The organism is Actinomadura sp. NPDC049382 (genome assembly GCF_040677125.1).
In the GTDB taxonomy this organism is placed as follows: Bacteria; Actinomycetota; Actinomycetes; order Streptosporangiales; family Streptosporangiaceae; genus Spirillospora; species Spirillospora geliboluensis.
In genome coordinates, this window is record NZ_JBFARO010000033.1 from 24,966 (window position 1) to 44,124 (window position 19,159).

A 19,159-nucleotide genomic window follows, 5' to 3' on the forward strand; every position below is an offset into this window, starting at 1 on the left:
CGTCCTAGCCCAAGGCGTTCACGAAGGCGGCGAGCTGGTTGCCCGCGTTGCCCAGCTCGTCGAGGGCGTTGTTGACCACGCCCGCGGCGTCCGTCGGGGAGCTCAGCAAGTAGAAGATGACGAAGGCGATCGCCACATAGCGCAAGTTCTTCTTGTTCATTACGCCCGTCCCTGGTTGTAGCGCGCGACACAACTGACCCGATCCAATTGTGCCCAGCGGCGTCTGCCCGCAAAGCGGGATTTTACTGTGACGCGCGCGCCACCGCTTGGTCGCCCGGACGCGAAGAAGCCCCGCACCGCCGGGGGTACGGGGCCCGGGAGCCGTCGGTCAGCTCGGGATGGCGCTCATGAACTGCGACAACGACTCCGCCGCGCTCCCGAGGCCGCTCAGGGCGTTGTTCACCAGAGTCGCCGCCCCCTGGGGCCTGCTGATGACGTACCACGCCACGAAGGCGATGGCGGCGATCTTCATATGCTTCTTGTTCACTTCAACCACCCTCTGCGGTCGCTTGCCTACGCAGAGTGATTCCCAGGGGCGGCGGAACAGAGATCAAGAGAGGGCAAAGAGACGGTCAGGTCCGGTTGGCGTGCTCGGCGAGGTAGCCGATGTAGAGCGGCCGGAGCGCCTCGCCGACCTCGCCCTCCCCCGCGTGCGTGAACTCCTCCAGCAGCGACAGGCCGTGGAACAGGTCGAACTCGGCGCGGTCGACCTCGCCCGTCGCCGCCGCGGCGGCCGGGATCGCGCGCAGCAGCTCCCACAGGAAGCCGACGTCCCGCCGCCGCCTGGCCAGGTCCATCGCCCGCTCGTACAGCTCCTTGGAGGACAGCTCGTCCAGGTCCGCGCCGTCCGGGGTCACATCGGCCATAATCCGACTGTAGCCAAGGAGCGCCGGCGGGCGGCTCCCCGTCACTTGGTGATGACGTCCTGCGGGATGGGCTGGTCCTGCTTGAGGGCGTCGAACAGCTTGGACGCCTTGGCCCTGTCCCAGGTGATGTACGAGCCGGCCGCCGCCGAGCTGCCGCTGCCGCCGATCGGGACCGTCGTGGTCACGCCGCTGCCGCCGCTCACGCCCTTCATCGCCCACATCATGCGGACCAGGTCGTACAGGTGGTCGTTCTCGTCCACCAGGAAGTTGCTGGTGGCGTTCATCGCCAGCGGGACGCCGCGGAACGGGTTGAGCATCGTCCCCGGGCTCGTGGCCTTCTTCATCAGCGCGGCGAAGAACTGGCGCTGGTGCTCCACGCGCTCCAGGTCGGCGCGGGCGAACTTGCGGGTCCGCACGTAGCCGAGCGCCTGGCCGCCGTCGAGCGTCTGGCAGCCGGCCTTGAGGTCGAGCCCCGCCTTGGGGTCCTTGATGTCGTCCTTGACGCAGATGTCCACGCCGCCGACGGCGTCGACCACGCCCACGAAGCCGCCGAAGCCGATCTCCGCGTAGTGGTCGACGCGGAGGCCGGTGGCCTTCTCCACGGTCTGCACGAGCAGCTTGGGGCCGCCGAACGCGAAGGCCGCGTTGAGCTTGTTCGACCCGTGCCCCGGGATCGGGACGTAGGAGTCGCGCGGCAGGCTGATCAGGGACGTCCCGCCGGAGCCGTAGTGCAGCAGCATCATCGAGTCGGTGCGGCGGCCGCCGGCGAACCCGGTCGCGAGCCGCTTCTGGTCGTCCTTCGACAGGCCCTCGCGGCTGTCGGAGCCGACGACCAGCCAGGTCGTGCCCGGGGTGTCGGCGACGCGGCCGGGGTAGTCGACCAGCACCGACTCGCGCTTGAGCCGCGAGTCCATGTAGAAGTAGCCGCCCACGACGACCAGCAGCAGCACGACCGCGACGGCGCCGAGCACCCGCGGCCAGCGCCGCCGCCGGCGGCGCCGGACCGGCGCGCCGTCGTACGGCCCGCCCCGGTCGTGCCGCCCACCGGCGAGCTGGTCACCCGCGTACGGGTCGTCGTACGGGTCGTAGCGGTCCCCGTACGGGTCCCGTCCGTAGGCGGCTTGCTGGTGCGACCGGCCGTCGTTCATGCGTAGACCTTAGACAACCCGGAGGGTGCGGCGCGTCCCTCCGCCGCATGATTGTCCACTTGAACAAATCACCGCGCTCTGTGACGAATGAAGCGGACACCATCCCCCTTAAGGCGCACACTGCCCCCGGCGGGGAGTAATCCGGCGGGACGCGCGGAGGGCGGCGCATGGGTGCGGGACGGCGTTTATCCAGGCGGTTCACGCTGCGCGGGAGGAACCGGCGCCGCCGGGCGGCCCCCGCCGACCCGGGGCTTCCGGAGGTGATCCTCACCTGGCACGCGCGTGACAAGGAACTCACCGAGACGGGGCTGGGCACGATCGCGCGGCGGTTCCCGGCCACGCTCGCGCAGGCGGCGCGGCTCGCGTGGCGGGCGAGCCGGGCCGACACGATCACCACGGTCTCGCTCAACGTCGCCGCCGGGTTCTTCACCGCGTTCTGGCTGCTGGCCACGACCGGGGTGCTCACCGCCCTGTTCAGCGCGGCGCCGACGCCGTCCCGGGTCCGCGACGCGCTGCCGTCGCTGGCGCTCGTCGCGGGCGCGGTGGCGCTGCGGGCCGCGCTCCAGGCCGGCGCCGGATGGGCGCAGGCGCGGCTGGAGCCGCAGGTCGAGCGGCTGGTCGAGCTGCGCCTCTACGAGGCGACGACCGCGGTGGACATGACCGCGCTGGACGACTCCGACTTCCTGGACGACCTGAAGCGCGCCCAGGGGCGCGGCATGGTGTCGGCGCCCATGGTCGTCCAGCACGCCGTGGACGTGCTCACCGGCGCCATCGGCATGGTCGCCGCCGCCGGGACGCTCGGCGTGCTGCACCCGCTGCTGCTGCCGCTGCTCCTGCTGACCGCCGTCCCGGAGGGGTGGGCGTCCCTGCGCAGCGCGCGGATGCGGTACGTGATGATGCTGTCCCTCATCGGGGTGACGCGGCGCAAGTGGATCCTGTCGGAGCTGATGGTCGACCGGCAGCACGCCGCCGAGGTGCGGTCGTTCACGATGCGCGGCTTCCTGCTGGACCAGTACGACAGGTCGGCGTCCTACCAGCGGAGCGTGGAGCTGGACGTGGCGCGCCGCCAGCTGGTCGTGAAGGTCACCGGCGACATGCTGAAGGGCGCCGCGACGGCGCTCGTCTACGTCGCGCTGGGGTTCATGCTGTGGAAGGGCGCGGTGCCGCTGGCGGTCGCGGGCACGGCGGTGCTCGCGATCCGGACGGGCCAGTCGTCCCTGGCCAACCTGGTGTTCGCCGTCAACCGGTGCTACGAGGAGGGCCTGTACTTCGGCGACTACGTCGCGTTCTGCGCCGCCGCCGAGCGGCGGATCCCGCACCGCGCCCTCGCGCCCGCCCCGGCGGAGGAGCGGCGGCGGCCGCCGGACGACTTCGCGCACATCCGCGTCCGCGACGTCGTGTTCACCTACCCGGGCGCGGACGCGCCGTCCCTCAACGGCGTCTCGCTGGACCTGCGCAGGGGCGAGGTGGTCGCGCTCGTCGGCGAGAACGGCTCCGGCAAGACGACCCTCGCCAAGATCATGGCGGGCCTGTACGACCCGGACTCCGGCGAGGTGCGGTGGGACGACGTGCCGCTGACCGACGTCCCCCCGCAGGACGTCTGGGAGCGCATCGCCGTCATCGCGCAGGACTACACGCACTGGCCGATGACCGCCCGCCAGAACATCACCATGGGCCGGGGCCGCGACCGCGCCGCGAACGGGGGCGGCGAGAACGGCGAGGACGGCGGCGGCGAGGACCCCGCGATGCTCGCCGCCGCCCGCGCGTCCGGCGCCGACGAGGTCGTCGCGGAGCTCGCCCGCGGCTACGGGACGCTGCTGGACCGCCGGTTCAAGGGCGGCGCCGACCTGTCCGGCGGGCAGTGGCAGCGGCTCGCGGTCGCCCGCGGCTTCTTCCGGGACGCGCCGCTGCTGATCTGCGACGAGCCGACCGCGGCGCTGGACGCGCGGGCCGAGCACCAGCTGTTCGAGCGGATCCGCACGCACGCCGACGGCCGGACCGTGCTGCTGATCACGCACCGGCTCGCCAGCGTCCGCCACGCCGACCGGATCTACGTCCTGGAGCGCGGCGAGGTGAGCGAGGAGGGCGACCACGCCGCGCTGATGGCCCGCGGCGGCCTCTACGCCGACCTGTACTCGCTGCAGGCCGCCGCCTACGGCGCCGGCGGCCCGCAGGAGACCGCGCAGGCGGGCTAGATGTAGAGGCCGTAGCCGCCCTCGTCCGCGCGGGGCGGCGCGTCGGGCAGGTCCTCGGACCGCAGCAGCACCACCTCCGCCGGGTCGACCTCGCGGCCCGCGTCGTCGCCCGCGGTGATGCGCTGGGCCTGCCGGGAGATCGCCGCCTCCAGCAGGTTGCGGACGAGCCGGGCGTTGCCGAACGAGGAGCCGCGCGGCTGCGCGGCGACGCGCTCGCGCAGCGCGTCCAGCACCCCGGGCGCGAGCGCGAACCCGGCCTCCGCCGCCATGAACTCGAAGATCGTGACGAGTTCGTCGTCGGTGTAGTCCGGGAAGCGGAGCTTCTTCGGGAACCGGGACGCCAGGCCCGGGTTGGCCTCCAGGAACCGCTCCATCTCGGCGTCGTAGCCGGCGACGATGACGACCAGGTCGCCGCGGTGCTCCTCCATCAGCCGCAGCAGCTCGGCGATCGCCTCGTGGCCGAAGTCGCGCCGGTCGCCGCCCGCCGACGACAGCGCGTACGCCTCGTCGACGAACAGGACGCCGCCGAGGGCGCGCTCGACCGCGCCCCGCACCCGCGGCGCGGTCTGCCCGACGAACTCGGCGACGAGGTCGGCGCGGGTGACCTCCACCAGGTGCCCGGACGACAGCAGGCCGAGCCGGGCGAAGACGGCGGCGATCAGCCGCGCGATCGTCGTCTTGGCCGTGCCGGGGTTGCCGCTGAACACCATGTGCCGGGCCGGGGGCGCCGGCGACACCTTGGCGTCGCGGCGCAGCTGCTCGGCGCGGACCTCGGCGACGAGCGCGGCCACCTCCCGCTTGATGTCGGCGAGCCCGATCAGCCGCTCGACCTCGGCGAGCGGGTCGCCGGGCACGTCGTCGCGGCCGCGGGTCAGCGTGTCGGGGACGTCCTCCAGCAGGATCACGTCGAGGGACTCGGTCTCGTCCACGATGCCGTCGGCGAGGACGCGGCGGCCCTGCATCGCGACGGCCCGGTCCAGCAGGTTGGTCATGATGCGGACGTTGCCGAGGCTCCGCTCGTGCGGCGCCGCCTCGACCAGCGCGCGGACCTTGTCCAGCACGCCGGGGGCCAGCTCGAACCCCGACGCGGCGGCCTTGGCCGCGAACACCTGCACCAGCTCGTCGTCGGTGAGGTCGGCGAACCGGATCGTGCGGGGGAAGTGGGCGGCCAGCTCGGGATGCGCCTTGAGCAGCCCGTTCATCTCCGCGTGCGGGCCGGTCAGCACGACGACGAGGTCCTCGGTGTGGGCCTGGACGCTGGTCAGCAGGACGTCGAGCACCTCCCGGCCGCGCGCCGCGTCCGCCGACACCGACACCAGCGCGTGCGCGTCGCGGACCAGCAGGACGCCGCCGTGCGCCTGCTCCACCGCGCGCCGCACCCGCAGCACGCTCTCGCTGGCGTATTCGCCGAGCAGGTCGGCGCGCTCCACCTCGACGAGGTGACCGGACGACAGCACGCCGAGGTCGGCGTAGATCCGGCCGAGGATCCGGGCGACCTTGCCCTTGCCGGTGCCGGTGCTACCGGTGAAGACCAGGTGCCGGGGGCGGGCGCGCGCCGTCATGCCCGCCTCGCGGCGCAGCCGCGCGGCCTCGGCCTCGGCGATCAGGGCGTCGACCTCCCGCTTGACGGGGTCGATGCCGACGCAGGCGGCCAGCTCGGCGAGCGGGTCGGTCTCGGCGGGGCGGCCCGCGACGAGGCGCTGCGGCAGGTCGGCGGCGGTGACCTCGACCCCGTCGGCGCCGGTGTCCGCCGCCCGCGCGCGGGCCGCGGCGACGGCCTGGCCCGCCATGTGGTCGGCGAGCCGGGCGCCGCGCAGGTTCCGCAGCGGCGGCGTCCGGCGCAGCAGCGCGCCCGCGGCCGCCGCGGCCTCCGGCGCGGTGCGGCCGCCGCGCCGCGCGACGGCGAGCGTGAACAGCTCGGCGAAGTCGTCCTCGCCGAAGTCGCGGGTGCGGGCGACGTCGAACGCGCGCACCAGCGCCGGGTTGGCGTCGAACAGCCGGCGGTCGCCGCCGGGCCGGCACAGCGCGACGACGTCGAGGGACGGCGCGCGGGCCATGAGCCGCCGCAGCTCCTCCACGGCGGCGGCGCCGCAGCGCTCGCTCGCGGCGAGCTTCTCCAGGTCGTCCACGACGAGGAGCATGCGCCCCTCCAGGCAGTCGCGGACGCGGGCCTGCAGCCACAGGACGGCGTCGCTCACGCCGAGCGACGCGAACACCTGGTCGGAGATCCACAGCGCCTCGCGGACGGCGCCGCGCGCGGCCAGCAGCTCCTCGACGGCCTCGGCGGCGGTGCCCTTGCCGGTGCCCTCGGGACCGGTGACGAGCAGCCGGACGGCCCGCTCGCCCGCCAGCCGGGCCGTCACCGCGTCCCGCAGCACCCGGGTCAGCTCCGGCTGCCCGACGAGCCCCGGCTCCGGCGGCGCGGCGCGTCCGGGGCGCTCCGCCGCGGCGTCCGCGTCCTTGTCGCCGGTCCCGAACGACGGCACGTGGAGGATGCGGCGGGCGGTGAACAGCCGGCGCAGGTCGGCCTGGAAGGGGCGCACCGGGACGCGGCACTTCGGCGTGACCGGCGCGTCGGGCAGCCCCTGCACCGCGCCGGTGACGCGCACGGCCATGTCGAGCCAGGCGCGGGCGGCGTCGGCCTCCCCCGCGACGAGGCCGCGCGCCAGCCAGGCGCGCACGTCGCCCTGCCACGCCTCCGCCGAGAACCCCTCGCGCGCCGCGCGGAACCGCTCCTCCACGTTCTCGTAGCGTGCGGTGCCCAGCACGACCGCCAGCTCGGCCGGGACGACCTGCGCCTCGGCCGCCAGCAGCAGCCGGGCCAGCGCGGCGTCGGCCTCCTCCCCGTCGGCGACGGATCCGGCGAGCCGCTCGTGCGCGGCGTCCAGGCCCTGGCACGCCCAGCCCAGGTACCCGACCGGGCCCGCCAGCTCCGGCAGGACGGCCAGCTCCGCGTCGGTCAGCCCGGCGGTCCAGGCGTCCTCCAGCCGCCGGTTGGGGACGGCCATGTCCGCCTCGCGCAGCTCCGGGTCGGCGGCGCGCCGGTCGAACAGCTCGGCCAGCGCCGCGCGGCGCCGCTCCACCGGCTCCAGCCCCGCGAAGACGTCCAGCCCGGCCCGCGCCAGCTCGAACATCACCGTTCGGCGCTCGGGGTCGTCCCCGGCCGGCTCGGGCAGCCACAGGCCGGGCGGCCGCCACCGCCCGCCCTGGGTGAACCAGGCCAGCGGGTCGCGCACCGCCGGCTCCGGCGTCGCCAGGAAGTCCGACAGCAGCTCGTAGTCGACGTCGCCCCGCGACCCGCCGCGCACCGCCGACGCCCCCAGCAGGAACGTCAGCAGCGACCACTGCTCGGCCCCCGCCGCGCTGGTGCCGTCCCCGTAGAAGTCGCTGAGCCGCCGGGTCAGCACGACCGCGCGCTTGTCGGTGTTGTAGGCGACCGCCCGCTCGCGGATCTCCTCGTACAGGCCGTCCGGTACGCGCCAGGGCCCGTACGCGTACACGTCCAGTACGGGTTCCTCGGTGAGCAGCACTTCGAGATGGTCCGGCAGCCGGGGGGCACTCAAGTCGCGTCTCCTGTACAGCGGCGGGGGCGATCACGTCCGACAGCACCCTATGACCCGGCACACACGGACACACCCCCGTCGCGGCGGGTTGGCAGGCGCGCGACCGTCGGTGATAGTTGTCAGATGGAAAGCATCCGCCGGACGGCCCTCCGCCGGACGCTGGGCTCACAGGAGGGGAACCCCCCGTGCCACCTTGGGAAGTGACCACGCGCGCCGACGGCGGGCGAGCCGTCGTCCGGCTGCGCGGGGAACTCGATATCGCCTGCTCGGAAGACCTCCGCAGGGAGCTGAACGAGGCCCGCCGCGAGCACGGCGAGCACCTCGTCCTCGACCTCGCCGAACTGGAGTTCATGGACTCCAACGGCCTGTCGGTCATCGTCGCCTGCTACAAGGCCGCGACGGCCGCCGGCGGCAGCCTCACCCTCGCCGGCCCCCGCCCGATCGTCCGTCGCGCCCTGGAGATCACCGGGCTGCACCGCCGGATCCCCGTGACCGAGACCCTGCAGGAGGCCCTCGCCGGCTGACCGGAGCGCCCGGCCCCCGGGGGGGACGGCCCTACAGCGGGAGGGCCGTGGGGCGCTTCGGGGCGCGGCCGTCGCCGGACGAGCGGCCGGTCGCGCGGCGCCCGATCCACGGGACGAGGTAGGTGCGCGCCCAGCGGACGTCCTCGCGGCGCATGGTCAGCCAGTCGGCGCGGTCCAGCGGCGGCCAGGGCTCGCGCCAGTCCCCCTCGACCGGGACGCCGATCGCCCCGGCGACCAGCAGCGCCATGCGGCGGTGCCCCTCCGGCGACAGGTGCAGGCGGTCCTCGTGCCAGGCGCGGGGGTCGTCGAACGCGCGCAGCGGCCACAGGTCGACGACGTCGCAGCCGCGGCGGTCGGCGATCGCCCGCAGGTGCATGTTGTAGGTCGCCGCCTTGCCCCGGATCCGGTGGCCCGAGCGCAGGCCGCGGGTGTCGAAGCCGGTGAAGACCACGACCCGGGCGCCGGTGGCGCGCAGCCGGCGGACCGCGTCGTCGAACACGACCGCGAGCGCGTCCGGGTCGGCGCCCGGCCGGATCATGTCGTTGCCGCCGGCGCACAGCGTGACGAGGTCGGGGGCGAGCTCGACGGCGCGCGGCACCTGGTCGTCCACGATCTGCCGGACGAGCTTGCCGCGGACGGCGAGGTTGGCGTAGCGCAGGCCGGGGCTGTGCGCGGCGATGTGCTCCGCGAGCCGGTCGGCCCACCCGCGGAACACGTCGTCCTCGCCCGGATAGGGGTCGTTGAGGCCCTCGGTGAAGCTATCGCCGATGGCCACGTACGTCCGGATCCGCTCCACTTCGCTCATCGCAAACCCCCCACACGCGTCAACATGATCGAACACGACCATTAATCATGCATCGTGCATACGACCTACGCGACCGTAACCCGGCGCCCGCGCCCCCGGCGGGCGGCGCGGGCGGCTAGGTCCAGCTCGGGGAGGTGGAACCGGGCTGCGGGGCGGGCGCGGCGGCGGGCGCACCGCCGGAGTGCACCGTCATCGCGTGCTTGACCAGCGTGATCAGCACCTGCTTCGTGGACTCGCGGCTGCGCGCGTCGCACTGCACGATCGGCACGTGCGCGCTGATCGACAGCGCCTCGCGGATGTCCTCCACGGCGTACTGGAACTCGCCGTGGAACCCGTTGACGCCCACCACGAACGGCAGGCCGAGCTCCTCGAAGTAGTCCACCGCGGCGAAGCAGTCCTCCAGCCGGCGGGTGTCGACCAGCACGACGGCGCCGATCGCGCCGCGGACCAGGTCGTCCCACATGAACCAGAACCGGTGCTGCCCGGGGGTGCCGAACAGGTACAGGATCAGCTCGCTGTCGAGCGACACGCGCCCGAAGTCCATCGCGACCGTCGTGGTCGTCTTGTCCGGCACGGCCGACAGGTCGTCCACGTCGGCGCTGGCCGCGGTCATCACCGCCTCGGTGGTGAGCGGCATGATCTCCGAGACGGAGCCGACGAACGTGGTCTTCCCGACGCCGAATCCGCCACCGACGACGATCTTGACCGAGGTCAGCTCGGCCTCTCCGCCGTGCGGCCCGGGGGGCGGGACCTGGTCAGAGCTTCCGAAGGCCACTGAGCACCCTTTCTAGCAAGCGGATGTCCGGCTGTCCGCCGGCGGTGGTTGCGGGCTGCGACTGGTGCAGCCGCAGCAGGCCCTCGACGGCCATGTCGGCGACGAGCACGCGCGCCACGCCGAGCGGCAGGCGCAGCAGCGCGGACACCTCGGCCACCGAGCGGGCGGACCGGCACAGATCCATGATCGCCCGGTACTCGGGGGTCAGCACGGCCACGTCCCGGGGCGGGTAGGGCGCGGCGGTGACCAGCGCCTCGATGGCCAGGTCGTAGCGCGGCTTCGTGCGCCCCCCGGTGACGGCGTAGGGGCGCACCAGCGAACTGCCCTCGCCCTCGTCCCGCTCGGGCGGGCGGCCCGGCGCCCGGCCCTGGTCACCGGGCCAGCGTCCGGAGCCGCCCGGCCCGCCGGGGGCGCCTCCGTAGTGACTGCCTCGATCCATGTCGCCGACCTCCGTCAGAGTCAGTCACGATCAATAGCGGGCGGGGCCTGCGCCCATCTCGGTCACGGACGGCCCGGAGTAGGGCGGCTGCTGCTCCTGGGTGCGCAGCGCGGGGGTCAGCGCCCGGCCCACCCGCTCGACCAGCAGCGTCATCTCGTAGGCGACCAGCCCGAGGTCGCAGTCCGGGGCCGCCAGCACCGCGAACACCGACCCGTTCGTGATGGACATGACGAACAGCAGCCCGCGGTCCATCTCGACGACGGTCTGGTTCACCCCGCCCGCGTCGAAGATCTTCGCCGCGCCCTGGGTGAGGCTCATCAGCCCCGAGGCGATCGCCGACAGCTGGTCGGCGCGCTCGGGCGGGAACCCCGACGAGTACGCCATCGGCAGCCCGTCCGAGGAGACCACGACGGCGTGCGCGACCTTCGCGACACGGTCGGCGAAGTTCGTCACCAACCAGTTGAGATCCTGCCCGCTCACCGCGTGCCTCCTGTCTCGCCGTCACCCTGTGACGGCGCCTCACCTGAAGTTCCTGTGCCTCGAGCCTCGTTGCGTCCCCGGTGGACGCCGCGCTGCAGGCTCGCGAAACGGCTGCGTACCACGTCGGCCGACTGGCCGGGACCCTCCTGGCCGGGGATTTGCGGTCCCTGCGGCGCCGGGGGCCGCTGTCCCTGCACAGACTGCACCGGGCCGGTCCCGCCCGGCAACGGGCCTCCCTGCGGCGGCGCCGCCGGCGGCGGCGCGGCCCCCGCGGGGGTGCGGCCGACCGCTCCGGGCACGCGGTTCTTGCCGGGCACCCGCTTCGGGAGCCCCACGTTCGTTCGGGACGTCGCCACCGGCCGCCGGGCGGCCTCGGCGGCGCGGAACCCCGCGTCCGCGGGCGATTCCCAACCCTTCACCGGATCCTCCCCGGACGACCCTCCGGACCTGCGCTGGAACCATTCGGACTGCATCGCGTCGAAGATGGGCGACCGCTCGGGCATCCGCGGCGGACCCGCCGGCTCGGCCGGCGGCGCCGCGGCCCGCATGGCGGGCTCGGGAGCGGGCGGCTCCGGCGCGTACTCCTCCATCGGGGCCGGCGCCGCGCCGTCGGAGTAGGCGTAGCCGTCGGCCGCCGGGAGCGACTCGACCGGCAGCGGCCCGGTCTCCCACGGGATCTGGCGCGCGGAGCGCGGCTCCGGCACCGCCGGCTGCGCCTCCGGGACGACGGACTGCGGGCCGGTGCGGCCGCCCGGCCGGTAGCCGGCGCCGTTGCTCCCGGCCGTGCCGGGGGCGGGGGCGGCGGGCGCGGCGGGCTCCTGCGGGCGCTCGCCGCGCGGCTGGAACAGCCCGTTCGGGGCGCCGTCGTCGGACGGGCGGTCGGGCAGGTTCGCCCCCGGCTCGCGGATGGGCAGCTCGCCCGGCCGGCGCGGCGGCTGCCGGTCGCCGGGCTGGTAGGGGTCGTCCGCCGGCGGGCGGGTCTCCTGCGCCCGGAGCCGGTCGCGCGGCGGGCGCCGCTCGATGGGCGGCGGCACCGCCGGCTGGGCGTCGGTGCCGGAGAAGCCGCCGACCGGGATCGGGCCGGTCTCGCCGATGATCGGCTGGGCGTCGGTGCCGCCGCGGAGCGAGCGCAGCGGCCCGGTGCCGCCGCCGACCATGGGGTGCCCGCCGGTCCCGCCGGACGGGGCGCCCATCGGCGACCCGGCGGCCCCGTAGCCGTCCTGCCGGAACGCGCCGCCCGCCGCGGCGGGCCGGTCGGCGGCCGTCGCGGTGAGCGGGGAGAGCTGGCCGTGCGAGCCGGACTCGCGGGGCCCGAGCCCGCGGGCGCCGATGCCGCCGGACTCGCCGGCGCTGATCGCGGCGTCCGGCAGCACGACGAAGGCGGTGAGCCCGCCGCCCTGGGCGGCGCGCAGCTCGACCCGGATGCCGTGCCGGACGGCCAGGCGGCCGACCACGAACAGGCCCATGCGGCGGGCCGCGGAGAAGTCGATGACCGGCGGGTTCGCGAGCCGCCAGTTGGCCTGCTCCAGCTCCTCGGGCGACATGCCCACGCCGTTGTCGGTGATCTGCAGCATGCAGCCGCCGCCGCTGAGCATCTGCCCGGAGACGGTGACCTTGGTGTGCTCGGAGGAGAACGCGGTGGCGTTCTCCACCAGCTCGGCCAGCAGGTGGACGAGGTCGTTGACGACGGGGCCGGTGACCGCCATGTCGCCTTGAACCCGCAGCGCGACCCGTTCGTACTGCTCCACCTCGGACAGCGACGCCCGGACGACGTCGATGAGCGGGACGGGCTTGTTCCAGCGCCGCACCTGCTCCTGGCCGCCGAGGACGAGGAGGTTCTCCGAGTTGCGCCGCATGCGGGTCGCCAGGTGGTCCAGCCGGAACAGGCTGGCGAGCTGCTCCTCGTCGCGCTCGCTCTGCTCCAGCTCCTCGATCAGCCGCAGCTGGCGCTCGATGAGCGACTGGCTGCGCCGGGAGAGGTTGACGAACATCGCGTTGATGTTGCCGCGCAGGACGGCCTCGTCGGCCGCGAGCCGGACCGCCTCGCGGTGGACCTCGTCGAAGGCCCGCGCGACCTGGCCGATCTCGTCGGTGGAGTCGATGTCGATCGGCTCGACCTCGATGCCGCCGGCGGCGGCCTCCGGATCGCGCAGCCGGTCGACCAGCCCGGGCAGCCGGGTGCTGGCGACGTCCAGCGCGCCGACCTGCAGCCGGCGCAGCGGCCGCACCAGCGACCGCGCCATCACGACCGTGATCAGCAGCACGATGGCCAGCAGCGCGGCGATGATGACCGCGTCGGTGATCGAGGACGTCCGGGCCGCCGCGCCCCTGTCGTCGCTCCTGGCCCTGATGTCGCTCGCCAGCCGCGTCTCGACCTCGCGCATCTTGTCGATCATGCTGGTCATCGAGTCGCGGAGCAGCTTGGGCGAGCGCGCGGTGCCGAGCGTGCGCGACAGCGGCCCGCCGGTGGTGGCGACGCCGGAGATGACGCGCTGCCGCAGCAGCCGGGCCTGGTCGATCTTGGTGCCGACGACGGTGTCCTCGTACAGCTGGACCTGCTCCAGCGTCGCGGAGTCGCGGAAGGCGGCGAGCTCGCTGTCCTCCTGCGCGCGCGCCGCCCGGAGCTCGTTCAGCTCGTCGGCCGCCAGCTGGCGGGACCGCGCGCCGACGAGGAGCAGGGCCCGCTCGCGCGAGACCGCCTCCTTGGCGCGGGCGAGGGCGCCGAGGGCCCGGCTCGCCTCCGCGAGCCGGTCGTCGGCCGCGTTCTGGGAGATACCGTCGAGGACCGCGATCAGCTCGTTGGCGGCCCCGGTGTACTTCTGCAGCACGATGAAGGCCGGCACCTTGGTACCGACGACCAGGGAGCGCAGGGCCGTGATCCCGTCCAGCCGGCTGAGCACCGCGCGGGCGTCGCGGACGGCCTCCGAGCCGTAGGAGCCGTCGATCGCGTTCGCGGCCGACCGCACCGCCGCGACCTGGGCGTCGGTCCGCCGCTCCTGGGCCTGCAGCTCCGGCAGCAGCGCGCCGGCGCGGCCGGCCGCGCTGTACTCGACGGCCATGTCGCGCTCGGCCGCGAACTCCTGCACGAACCGGGTGATCCCCTCGCCCAGCTCGGCCATCTGCTCGACCCGCCCGTACGCCTCCGCCTCGCTGAGGGAGCTGGAGATGCGCACCCCGGCGAGCACGACGGCGGCGACCGTCGGAACCAGGACCAGCACGATCAGCCGCTGTGGCACACGCCAGTTCCGCAGGCTCAGCCTGCTGCCTGACCGTGTCGAACGGTCCGACTGAACCTCGACGTTACCTGGTCGAGGACCGTCGCGACCTTCGTCGCTTGGTTGCATCCGCCGCTAACACCCTCTCCACACGATGTCGCACTCTCCGTGGCCTCATAGGCGCGCAGGGTTAAAGCGACCTCACCTCCACCCTCGGCGCACGACATTGCAGCACATTCCCGGATAGGCCGCAAAGGACCATAGGTCAGCGGTTATAGACCAATGGAGCGATCGTGACTTTATACCCATATGTCCGTTTTCCTGAGCATGGACGATCACGGACGGTGTCGGCGCGTACCGCAATACACCGGTCACGCACCGTAACATCGGCTGATGACTCCATTCCTTTCGGTGAACGGAAGGGGAAAGTACATCGCAACCGGACCGTGACCAGTTACTCTCCGAATTGGAATGGCGCTGGATTGTCACCGGCGGCGTCCAATCAGGCCCTCCGGGAATGCCCCGGTGACTTCGGCGCGCCATTGGACGCCATATTCGACAACGCGGGAACCCGCAGCCCTGCGGGGTTCCGGGCGTCCCGGCGCCCGCGGCCGGGACGTCCGCCGGCGGGCGGCGGCGGCTCGACCAGGGGACCCTTCCCGGCGGCCGGGGAGCGGCGGGAGCCGTCCGGACACCGGCCGCCAGGACACAAGAAAGTCACGCAATTCGGAGCCAAACCACTCAAGTCGCACACTTCGCGATACCCTCCCTCGAACGTGATCTTCAGGCGTGGCGGTGCGGTGGCTACAGTCGTTCCCCTGGCTCACAAGTCCCGACCGGCGGCCCCGCCGAAGCAACTTCCCCCGCGAGTTAAGGAGTGCCCATGCGGCAATCCCTCCGTCTTTCAGCACTGGTCAGTGCCTTCGCCCTGGTCCTGTCCGCCGCGGCGGGCTGCGGCGACTCCGACGACTCCGCCTCGGGCGGCCAGGGTCTGGAGAAGGACACGATGACGGTGGCGGCCCTCCCGCTGGCCGACAACGTGGCGGTCTACATCGCCCAGAAGCAGAAGCTGTTCGAGGCCGAGGGCCTCAAGGTCGAGATCAAGCCCGTCCAGCAGAGCACCCAGGCCATCCCGGCGCTGATCAAGGGCGACGTGAACGTCATCGCCGGCGCCAACTACGTGTCGTTCCTGCAGGCCAACGAGAAGGGCACGCTCAAGCTGAGCGTGGTCGCCGAGGGCGCGACGCTGGCCTCGCACACCTTCGACCTGCTGGTCAAGTCCGACTCCAAGATCAAGACCCCCAAGGACCTGGAGGGCAAGAAGGTCGCGGTCAACATCCTGAACAACATCCAGTCGCTGACGCTGGACGCGATCCTGAAGGCCAACAACGTCGACGCCTCCAAGATCGAGTACGTGCAGGTGCCCTTCCCGCAGATGGCGACCGCCCTGGAGAAGGGCCAGGTCGACGCGATCCACGCCGTGGAGCCCTTCACCTCCGACACCGAGAAGAAGCTCGGCGCGCGGGTGGCCGTCGACGGCGGCTCCGAGCCGGTGACCGACCTGCCGATCAGCGGCTACGTCAGCACCCAGGAGTTCACCCAGAAGAACCCGAAGACGGCCGCGGCGTTCCAGCGGGCCATCATCAAGGCGCAGAAGCTCGCCACCGGCGACCGCAAGGTCGTCGAGCAGGCGCTGCCCACCTACACCAAGATCGACGCGAAGGTCGCCGGCGTCATCACGCTGCCGGGCTACCCGACCTCGCTGAACACCACCCGCATGCAGCGGACCGTGGACCTCATGCTGACGGCGGGCCTGCTCAAGCAGAAGCCCGACATGAAGTCCGTCCTGTTCCAGCCGACGTCCTGACCGGCGAGCACTGATTCCCCCATGGCACACCAGACGACGCCACCCCGTGGCCTCTCGCGTCCCGGCAAGTGGGCGCGGGGGGCCGCCGGGGTGGCGGTCCTGTTCCTGGCGAGCGAGCTGCTCGGCAGAGCCGGGATTGTGGACCGTTCCTATCTGCCGCCGGCCTCCACCGTGACCGCACGCGCGGTCGAGCTGTTCGGCGACTCCGACTTCCTGTTCAACGTGCGCGTCACGCTCACCGCGTGGGCGCTCGGCATGCTGATCGCGATCGCCATCGCGGTCCCGCTCGGGCTGCTGCTCGGCAGCGTCCCCGCGGTGAACACCGCGGTCCGGGCCATCGTGGAGTTCCTGCGCCCGATCCCGTCGGTCGCGCTCATCCCGCTGGCCGGGCTGCTGCTCGGCTCCGGCCTCAGCATGGAGGTGCCGCTCATCGTCTACGCCTCCAGCTGGCCGATCCTGTTCAACACCATGTACGGGCTGCACGACGTCGACCCGACGGCGAAGGAGACGCTGCGCACCTTCGGCTTCAGCCGGTGGCAGGTGCTGCTGAAGGTCTCGCTGCCGAGCGCCGCCCCGTTCATCGCGACCGGCGTGCGGCTCGCCGCGGCGATCGCGCTGATCCTCGCCGTCAGCACCGAGATCCTCTCCGGGTTCGGCGACGGCCTCGGCATGTTCATCGCCCAGGCCGGCACCGTGCCGGACGGCAACACCGACGTCCTCGCCGGCACCGTGTGGGCCGGCACCATCGGACTGATCATCAACATGGTGCTGGTGCAGGCCGAGAACCGCGCGTTCCGGTGGCACAAGGCACAGGGGAGTGGTGCATCGTGACGGCGGCCGCCCTCACCGTGCGGGCCGCGCGCCCGCGCGGCGTCGCGGGCCGGCTGGTCCGCGGCCTGCTGCACCGCGCGCTCCCGCTGGCGGTCCTCATCGCCGGCTGGGAGGCCGCGACCCGGATCGCCGAGAGCCCGTTCTTCCCGCCCCCGTCCGACATCGTCGGACGGATGCGGGAGATGTGGTTCTCCGGCCCGGCCGCGCACCTGTACTTCGGCGGGGACGCCGGCGACTCCATCGCGCCGAGCCTGAGCCGGATGGCCGTCGCGCTGCTGCTGTCGGTGGTGGCCGGCGTCGTGCTCGGCATCGCCATCGGCCGGTCCGAGCGCGTGCTCGCCTACCTCGACCCGATCCTGCAGTTCGCGCGCGCGATCCCGCCGCCGACGGTGGTGCCGGTCTTCATCGTGCTGTTCGACCTCGGCACCCAGATGCAGATCGCCTCGATCGTCTTCGGCGCCGTCTGGCCCGTCCTGCTCAACACCGTGGACGGGGTCCGCAGCGTGGACAAGACGCAGGCCGCCACGGCCGAGGTGTTCCGGCTGTCGGCCGCGGAGCGGATCCGGTTCCTCATCATCCCCGCGGCGCTGCCGAAGATCTTCGCGGGGCTGCGGCTGGCGCTGTCGCTCGGCCTCATCCTGATGGTCTTCTCCGAGCTGCTGCCGGGCACCTCCGACGGGCTCGGCTTCGAGCTGACGAACGCGCAGAGCCAGTCCGACCTCCCGACCATCTGGTCGGTGATCGTGCTGCTCGGCATCCTCGGCTACCTGTTCAACACCATCCTGCTCGCGGTGGAGCGGCGCACGCTCCGCTGGCACCGCGGGGCGCGAAAGGCAGATGAATGACGACGGAACTCACGGTCCGGGACGCGGTGTTCGACTACTGCCGGCGGGTCGGGATGACGACCGTCTTCGGCAACCCCGGCTCCACCGAGCTGCGCATGCTGCGCGACTTCCCCGCCGACTTCGAGTACGTGCTCGGGCTGCAGGAGATCGTGGCGGTGGGCGCGGCGGCGGGCCACGCCATCGGCACCGGCAACGCCGCCCTGGTCAACCTGCACTCCGCCGGCGGGGTGGGCAACGCGCTCGGCGCGGTCTTCACCGCCCACCGCGACCGGGTGCCCCTGGTCATCGTCGCGGGGCAGCAGACCCGCGCGATGCTGCCGACCCGGCCTTTCCTCGGCGCCGACGAGCCGGAGCAGTTCCCCCGCCCGTACGTGAAGTGGAGCCGGCAGCCCGCCCGCCCCGAGGACGTGCCGGCCGCGCTCGCCGAGGCGTACCGGACGGCCATGACGCCGCCCCGCGGCCCGGTCTTCCTGTCGGTGCCGGAGGACGACTGGGACCGGCCCGCCGAACCCGTCCCGCACCGCGAGATCCGGGGCGGCTTCACCGCCGACCCGGCGGCGCTCGCCGAGACGGCCGACGCGCTGAACGGCGCCGAGCGGCCCGTCATCATCGTCGGCTCGGGCGTCGAGGACGAGGACGCGCTCCCGCTCGTGGTCGACCTCGCCGAGCGCGTCGGCGCGCCGGTGTGGATCAGCCCGCTGTCGGGCCGGTCCGGCTTCCCCGAGGACCACGCGCTGTTCCAGGGCTTCCTGCCGCCCGTCCGCGACCAGCTCGCCCGGCGGCTGGAGGGGCACGACGTCGTGCTCGTGCTCGGCGCGCCGGTGTTCAACTACCACGTGCACAGCGAGGGGCCGTTCCTGCCCGAGGGGACGCGGCTGTTCCACTTCGACTGCGACCCCGACCAGCTGGCGTGGGCCCCGGTCGGCGTCGGCGTCCTCACCACCCTCCGGACGGGGATCACCGGCCTGCTCGAACGGGTCGACAAGGCCGACCGGCGGGCGCCGGAGCCGCGGCCGCGCCTGGCGAAGCCGCCGGTCTCCGACCCGATGGACGCGTCGCTGGTCATCGAGACGCTGCGGGAGCGGATGCCCGAGGACGCCGTCGTCGTGGAGGAGTGCCCGAGCCACCGGGACATGTTCCACGCGCGGCTCCCCGTGACGCGGCCCGGCGGGTTCTACACGATGGGCAGCGGATCGCTCGGCTGGAGCCTGCCCATGGCGGTCGGGCGCGCCCTGGCCGGATCCGGCGAGCGGATCGTCTGCGTCCTCGGCGACGGCGCGATCATGTACTCGGTGCAGGCGCTGTGGACGGCCGCCCAGCACCGGCTGCCGATGACGGTGATCGTCCTCAACAACGGGGGCTACGGCGCGGTCCGGGCGCTCGGCCGCCGGATCGGCATCGAGGACATCGTCGGCGCCGACGTCACCGGCATCGACTTCACCGCCGTGGCCCGGGGGCACGGCTGCGCGGGACGGGCCGTCACGAGTGCCGCCGACCTGGACGCCGCGATGGCCGAGGCGCTCGAGTACGACGGTCCGTTCCTTCTCGATGTGAGTGTCATGGCAGACAATTCCGCAATGTACGGGTCTACTCCTTAGCGGACCTC

The 19,159-nt window shown here is 73.3% G+C and carries 16 protein-coding genes; 6 read left to right on the plus strand and 10 right to left on the minus strand.

Translation table 11 applies throughout. From position 1 onward, the window contains the following. Nucleotides 1-4 precede the first annotated feature (4 nt). From AB0K34_RS21200 to AB0K34_RS21215, 4 genes are all read right to left on the minus strand, one after another. Nucleotides 5-160 (minus strand): hypothetical protein, encoded by a 156-nt coding sequence (locus AB0K34_RS21200; RefSeq protein WP_171069267.1) that lies wholly within the window; start codon nucleotides 158-160, stop codon nucleotides 5-7. 168 nt (nucleotides 161-328) lie between these two features. Next, a complete protein-coding gene (locus AB0K34_RS21205; RefSeq protein WP_171069266.1) occupies nucleotides 329-487 on the minus strand; it encodes a hypothetical protein in 159 nt (52 codons plus the stop codon). An 85-nt stretch (nucleotides 488-572) separates the two neighbouring features. Beyond that, on the minus strand, nucleotides 573-866 hold the full coding sequence (locus AB0K34_RS21210; protein ID WP_138639460.1) for a hypothetical protein: 294 nt from the start codon (nucleotides 864-866) through the stop codon (nucleotides 573-575). A gap of 41 nt (nucleotides 867-907) precedes the next feature. After that, nucleotides 908-2,014 (minus strand): LCP family protein, encoded by a 1,107-nt coding sequence (locus AB0K34_RS21215; protein ID WP_301177726.1) that lies wholly within the window; start codon nucleotides 2,012-2,014, stop codon nucleotides 908-910. A 260-nt stretch (nucleotides 2,015-2,274) separates the two neighbouring features. Here AB0K34_RS21215 and AB0K34_RS21220 point away from each other — a divergent pair, with 260 nt between their 5' ends. Next, a complete protein-coding gene (locus AB0K34_RS21220) occupies nucleotides 2,275-4,209 on the plus strand; it encodes an ABC transporter ATP-binding protein (protein ID WP_301177725.1) in 1,935 nt (644 codons plus the stop codon). On the opposite strand, the gene AB0K34_RS21225 is transcribed toward AB0K34_RS21220, so the two are convergent. Then, the gene (locus AB0K34_RS21225; RefSeq protein WP_364550405.1) at nucleotides 4,206-7,772 is read right to left on the minus strand and encodes an AAA family ATPase; all 3,567 of its coding nucleotides are present in this window, start codon (nucleotides 7,770-7,772) and stop codon (nucleotides 4,206-4,208) included. The genes AB0K34_RS21220 and AB0K34_RS21225 overlap by 4 nt on opposite strands. A gap of 200 nt (nucleotides 7,773-7,972) precedes the next feature. Between AB0K34_RS21225 and AB0K34_RS21230 the strand changes: the two genes are divergently transcribed. Then, entirely contained in the window at nucleotides 7,973-8,296 is a 324-nt protein-coding gene (locus tag AB0K34_RS21230; protein WP_301178201.1) for an STAS domain-containing protein, read from the plus strand. A gap of 31 nt (nucleotides 8,297-8,327) precedes the next feature. Here AB0K34_RS21230 and AB0K34_RS21235 read toward each other — a convergent pair whose 3' ends face one another. From AB0K34_RS21235 to AB0K34_RS21255, 5 genes are all read right to left on the minus strand, one after another. Then, on the minus strand, nucleotides 8,328-9,101 hold the full coding sequence (locus AB0K34_RS21235) for an SGNH/GDSL hydrolase family protein (protein ID WP_138639455.1): 774 nt from the start codon (nucleotides 9,099-9,101) through the stop codon (nucleotides 8,328-8,330). Nucleotides 9,102-9,216: 115 nt separating this feature from the next. Beyond that, the gene (locus AB0K34_RS21240; RefSeq protein ID WP_138639463.1) at nucleotides 9,217-9,816 is read right to left on the minus strand and encodes an ATP/GTP-binding protein; all 600 of its coding nucleotides are present in this window, start codon (nucleotides 9,814-9,816) and stop codon (nucleotides 9,217-9,219) included. A gap of 40 nt (nucleotides 9,817-9,856) precedes the next feature. Further along, the gene (locus AB0K34_RS21245; protein WP_138639454.1) at nucleotides 9,857-10,315 is read right to left on the minus strand and encodes a DUF742 domain-containing protein; all 459 of its coding nucleotides are present in this window, start codon (nucleotides 10,313-10,315) and stop codon (nucleotides 9,857-9,859) included. A gap of 30 nt (nucleotides 10,316-10,345) precedes the next feature. After that, the gene (locus AB0K34_RS21250; protein ID WP_138639453.1) at nucleotides 10,346-10,795 is read right to left on the minus strand and encodes a roadblock/LC7 domain-containing protein; all 450 of its coding nucleotides are present in this window, start codon (nucleotides 10,793-10,795) and stop codon (nucleotides 10,346-10,348) included. Continuing rightward, nucleotides 10,792-14,031 carry a nitrate- and nitrite sensing domain-containing protein gene (locus AB0K34_RS21255; RefSeq protein ID WP_364550408.1) on the minus strand — a complete coding sequence of 1,080 codons (3,240 nt, stop codon included), beginning with the start codon at nucleotides 14,029-14,031 and terminating at the stop codon, nucleotides 10,792-10,794. The genes AB0K34_RS21250 and AB0K34_RS21255 overlap by 4 nt, the downstream gene beginning before the upstream one ends. A gap of 862 nt (nucleotides 14,032-14,893) precedes the next feature. Here AB0K34_RS21255 and AB0K34_RS21260 point away from each other — a divergent pair. The 4 genes from AB0K34_RS21260 to mdlC are packed head-to-tail and all read left to right on the plus strand — an operon-like array spanning nucleotide 14,894 to nucleotide 19,151. Then, nucleotides 14,894-15,877, plus strand: a complete 984-nt coding sequence (locus AB0K34_RS21260; protein WP_138641604.1) for an ABC transporter substrate-binding protein — start codon at nucleotides 14,894-14,896, stop codon at nucleotides 15,875-15,877. Between the two features lie 21 nt (nucleotides 15,878-15,898). Beyond that, entirely contained in the window at nucleotides 15,899-16,708 is an 810-nt protein-coding gene (locus AB0K34_RS21265; RefSeq protein WP_138641603.1) for an ABC transporter permease subunit, read from the plus strand. Then, nucleotides 16,705-17,553 (plus strand): ABC transporter permease, encoded by an 849-nt coding sequence (locus AB0K34_RS21270; RefSeq protein ID WP_301178061.1) that lies wholly within the window; start codon nucleotides 16,705-16,707, stop codon nucleotides 17,551-17,553. The genes AB0K34_RS21265 and AB0K34_RS21270 overlap by 4 nt, the downstream gene beginning before the upstream one ends. Then, the gene (gene mdlC / locus AB0K34_RS21275; protein ID WP_301178060.1) at nucleotides 17,550-19,151 is read left to right on the plus strand and encodes a benzoylformate decarboxylase; all 1,602 of its coding nucleotides are present in this window, start codon (nucleotides 17,550-17,552) and stop codon (nucleotides 19,149-19,151) included. The genes AB0K34_RS21270 and mdlC overlap by 4 nt, the downstream gene beginning before the upstream one ends. The last annotated feature ends 8 nt before the right edge of the window (nucleotides 19,152-19,159 follow it).